The sequence below is a fragment of the Luteibacter sp. P4_E6 genome, assembly GCF_056401535.1.
Genome location: NZ_JBFUJE010000386.1, coordinates 1 through 3,756, shown reverse-complemented (window position 1 = coordinate 3,756; position 3,756 = coordinate 1). Strand labels below are relative to the sequence as shown.

Sequence of the window (3,756 nt, the reverse complement as noted above, 5' to 3'; positions counted from 1 at the left end):
GGCATGCTCGGCAGTGCGGCGGTGACGCGGCTCGTGGCAAAAGAGATGCGCGTTCGCAAACCTGCGTGGCTAGTCGTCGATCCGGTGATGATTGCCACAAGCGGTGCGCGCTTGCTCGATGAAAATGCGCTCGAAGCGATGGTGACGCGCCTTATACCGCTGGCCGACATCCTTACTCCCAACCTGCCGGAAGCCGAAGCCCTGCTCGGCCGCCCGTTGGGACGCGACATGGACGCCGTCGGCGCCGACCTGCTCGCCCTCGGCGCACGCGGCGTCCTGCTCAAAGGCGGCCATGGCAAAGGCCGCGAGGTGGTCGACTGTTTTTACGACGCGAGCGGCGTGACCGAGGTCCGGCACCCTCGCCTGCCGCTCGAAGGGCACGGCAGCGGCTGCACACTGGCCTCAGCCGTGGCGGCGGGGCTGGCTCGGGGCAAATCGCCGCACGTGGCTGTCCGCGAAGCGATCGCGTGGGTTAACAAGGCCTTCCAGCGGGCCTGGCGGCCCGGTGGCGGCTCGGTTTACGTGCTCGGTCATTAAGGCCGGAGTATCCTAGGCGCGTTGATACAGGCCGCGCGCGGCCCTACGTATCGCTTGTCCTGGTCGAGTCCAACCCATGAATTTCCTCGGGCCCCGCTTCATCGTCCTGTATGTGCTGATCCTGTTCACGCTCTGCGTGTTGCTGGTGCATCTGCGCGGACGCTCACGCCTGCGCTTCGATCGCCAGCTGGTCGATCACTCGGCCATCTTCGCGCCGTACAACCTGCTGATGTACGCCTTCTCCGCCGTGCCAGCGCGGCCGATCCTGGATCGCGCCGGATTCCCGCAGCTCGATCTGCTGCAGGGCAACTGGGAGAAGATCCGCGAAGAAGCCATGCACCTGTTCGACGAGGGCTTCATCCGCTCCGCGGAAAAGCACAGCGATGCCAGCTTCAACTCGTTCTTCAAGCAGGGCTGGAAGCGTTTCTATCTGAAATGGTACGGCGAGCCGTTGGCCTCGGCCGAGGCGCTCTGCCCGGAAACGGTGAAGCTGCTCAACGCCATCCCGAGCGTGAAGGCGRCAATGTTTGCCCTGCTTCCGCCGGGTAGCAAGCTCAATCCGCACCGCGATCCGTTCGCCGGCTCGCTGCGCTACCACCTGGGGCTGATCACGCCGAACTCGGACGACTGCCGCATCTTCGTCGACGGCGAAATGCACGCGTGGCGCGACGGCAAGGACGTCGTGTTCGACGAGACCTACGTGCATTGGGCCGAGAACCGCACGGACCAGACCCGCGTGATTCTGTTTGCCGACGTCGAGCGCCCTCTGAAGAGCCGCCTTATGACCGGCATCAACAAGCGCGTCGGCGCCTTCATGGGCTCGATCACCGCATCGCCGAATGATGACGAAAGCAGCGAACAGGTCGGCTTCGTCAATCGCATGTTCGCGATGAACAACCGCGGGCGCGACCGCACACGGAAGTTCAAGAAAGCGAATCCGAAGCTGTTCCGCGTGATCAAGTACATCGGCATCGTGCTGATGATCTGGCTGATCTTCCTCGCGCCGTATCCGTTCTTCCGCGGAAACAACTGATGCCGTGAAGGTGCCCTCGCTGCTTGGAGGGTAAGGCGCAGTGCAGCGAGGTGGGCACCAAGGTCTCCCCGCGAAGCGCCCAAGTGTAGAGAGCGATGGCAATGCCGAGCCCGCGAGGCCGAAGGCGAGCCATGCACCAAAAAAAAGACCCCGCATTGCTGCAGGGTCTCTCTTCACCACCTGGCGAACGACTTACGCCGTAGCGCGGAGCCGCTCGACGATCGCGTCGCCGAAGGTATCCGTGGTACCGGTGCCGCCAACGTCCGGCGTCGTACGGTCGCGGGCTTCCATCACGTCGCGGATGGCGGCGCGCAGGCGCGTGGCCTTGGCGACCATGTCGAGGTGGTCGAGCATGTCCGCGGCAGCGAGCAGCAGCGCGCACGGGTTGGCCTTCTTCTGGCCGGCGATATCCGGAGCGGAGCCGTGGACGGCTTCGAAGATCGCCGCGTCCTTGCCGATGTTGGCACCCGGCGCGAGACCCAGGCCGCCGACGAGACCGGCGCAGAGGTCGGAGAGGATGTCGCCGAACAGGTTCGTCGTGACGATCACGTCGAACTGGTACGGGTTCATCACCAGCTGCATGCAGGCGTTGTCGACGATCATCTCGCCGAACTCGATGTCCGGGTAGTCCTTCGCCACTTCGCGCGCCACCGTCAGGAATAGGCCCGACGAGGTCTTCATGATGTTGGCCTTGTGCACCGCCGTGACCTTCTTGCGACCCTTCTTACGGGCCATCTCGAAGGCGTACTTGCAGATGCGCTGCATGCCCGGGCGGGTGTTGCGGATCATCGAGGTGGCGACTTCGGAATCACCCTCACCCGTGGTGGTCTGGCCTTCGGCCAGGTACGCACCCTCGGTGTTTTCACGCACCGTGATGATGTCGATGTTCTCGTAACGCGCCTTCGTGCCCGGGAAGCTGATCGCCGGACGGACGTTGGAGTAGAGGTCGAACTTGCGACGCAGGGTCACGTTGATCGAGGTGAAGCCACCGCCGATCGGCGTGGTCAGCGGGCCCTTCAGCGCGACCTTGTGTTCGGCGATCTTGTCGATCGTGTTCTGCGGCAGGAGATCGCCATGCTTCTCGAGGGCAACCACGCCCGCGTCGACGTAATCGTATTTCAGACCGCAGTCGAGGGCGTCGAGAACGCGAATGGTCGCGTCCATGATCTCGGGGCCGATGCCGTCGCCGGGGATCACGGCAATCGTCTTGCTCATGGGGATAACTCCTGAAGGGAAGCGGGTCGCATGCGGCGCCGAAGGCGCGCGCGGGGAGAAAAATCGCCCAATTATCGGCGATCCGACCCACTTCCTTCAAGGATGCCGCCCCGACCGGAGCGGCATGGACGCAATTCAGGCCGCTGGGTGGTCCGCGCAGGCTTCGGCGTCGGTGGCCACCTCGCCTTCCAGCGAGTCGAGGAAATCGACTGCGCGGCGCAGATGGGGGATCACGATGGAGCCGCCGACCACGAGGCCCACGCTGAAGACTTCGAAGAATTCATCGCGGTTCACCCCGGCTTCCTTGCACTGGGCGACGTGATAGCTGATGCAGTCGTCGCAGCGCAGGACCATCGAGGCGACCAGGCCGAGCATCTCCTTGGTCTTCACGTCCAGGGCGCCCGCACGGTACGTCTGGGTATCCAGGGCAAAGAAGCGGCGGACGACCTGATTGTCCTCACCGAGGATGCGCTCGTTCATTCGCTTGCGAAACGCGGTGAACTCTTCGACGCGGTTATCGCCCATCAGTGCGCTGCCTCGAGGATTTCGGCCAGGCGGCCGCTACGATCGGCTGCCGAGAGGTCGTCGAAACCGCCCACGTGCGTGCCGTTGATGAAGATCTGCGGCACGGTGCGGCGGCCACCGCTCTTTTCGAGCATGAGGTCACGCTGGGTCGGATCCATGTCGATGCGAACCTCGTTCCACTCCAGGCCCCTGGCCTTGAGGAGGTTCTTGGCGGCGACGCAGTAAGGGCACACCGCGGTGGAATAGATGGTGATATCGGGGGTGGACATGGAGGGGGATGCTCCGGAAACGAATGGCCAAAAGATGGCGTCGCAGGGCGAATTTTGCAAGACGGGCGAACCCCGCCCCGCCGGCGCGGTCAAAGGCGATCGGACTCCCACGGCTGTGGAAGTTATCTATCCGTTTGGTGATGGTATCGTCCCCGACCTATGCGCACGCCCCTGCCC

Annotated in this window: 5 protein-coding genes; 2 read left to right on the top strand and 3 right to left on the bottom strand. The window is 64.0% G+C overall.

Translation table 11 applies throughout. The annotated features are described in order from the left end of the window. Positions 1 to 537, top strand: a 537-nt coding sequence (thiD, locus tag AC1DT2_RS17720) for a bifunctional hydroxymethylpyrimidine kinase/phosphomethylpyrimidine kinase (RefSeq protein ID WP_477297778.1), incomplete at its 5' end; no start/stop codon positions are given. Positions 538 to 613: 76 nt separating this feature from the next. Continuing rightward, complete coding sequence (locus AC1DT2_RS17715; RefSeq protein WP_477297777.1) at positions 614 to 1,570, top strand: aspartyl/asparaginyl beta-hydroxylase domain-containing protein; 957 nt, start codon at positions 614 to 616, stop codon at positions 1,568 to 1,570. A 192-nt stretch (positions 1,571 to 1,762) separates the two neighbouring features. Here AC1DT2_RS17715 and AC1DT2_RS17710 read toward each other — a convergent pair whose 3' ends face one another. The 3 genes from AC1DT2_RS17710 to grxC form a co-directional block, all read right to left on the bottom strand. Next, complete coding sequence (locus tag AC1DT2_RS17710; RefSeq protein WP_063570385.1) at positions 1,763 to 2,785, bottom strand: isocitrate dehydrogenase; 1,023 nt, start codon at positions 2,783 to 2,785, stop codon at positions 1,763 to 1,765. A gap of 135 nt (positions 2,786 to 2,920) precedes the next feature. Beyond that, positions 2,921 to 3,310: a carboxymuconolactone decarboxylase family protein gene (locus AC1DT2_RS17705; RefSeq protein WP_213948344.1), complete on the bottom strand. Its 390-nt coding sequence runs from the start codon at positions 3,308 to 3,310 to the stop codon at positions 2,921 to 2,923. Beyond that, a complete protein-coding gene (gene grxC / locus AC1DT2_RS17700; protein ID WP_477297776.1) occupies positions 3,310 to 3,579 on the bottom strand; it encodes a glutaredoxin 3 in 270 nt (89 codons plus the stop codon). Before grxC ends, AC1DT2_RS17705 begins: the two co-directional genes overlap by 1 nt. Positions 3,580 to 3,756 lie beyond the last annotated feature (177 nt).

Bases quoted from the DNA above. Each gene is read 5' to 3' on its own strand.
- AC1DT2_RS17710 (WP_063570385.1), bottom strand. From the start codon at position 2,785: ATGAGCAAGACGATTGCCGTGATCCCCGGCGACGGCATCGGCCCCGAG.
- AC1DT2_RS17705 (WP_213948344.1), bottom strand. From the start codon at position 3,310: ATGGGCGATAACCGCGTCGAAGAGTTCACCGCGTTTCGCAAGCGAATG.
- grxC (WP_477297776.1), bottom strand. From the start codon at position 3,579: ATGTCCACCCCCGATATCACCATCTATTCCACCGCGGTGTGCCCTTAC.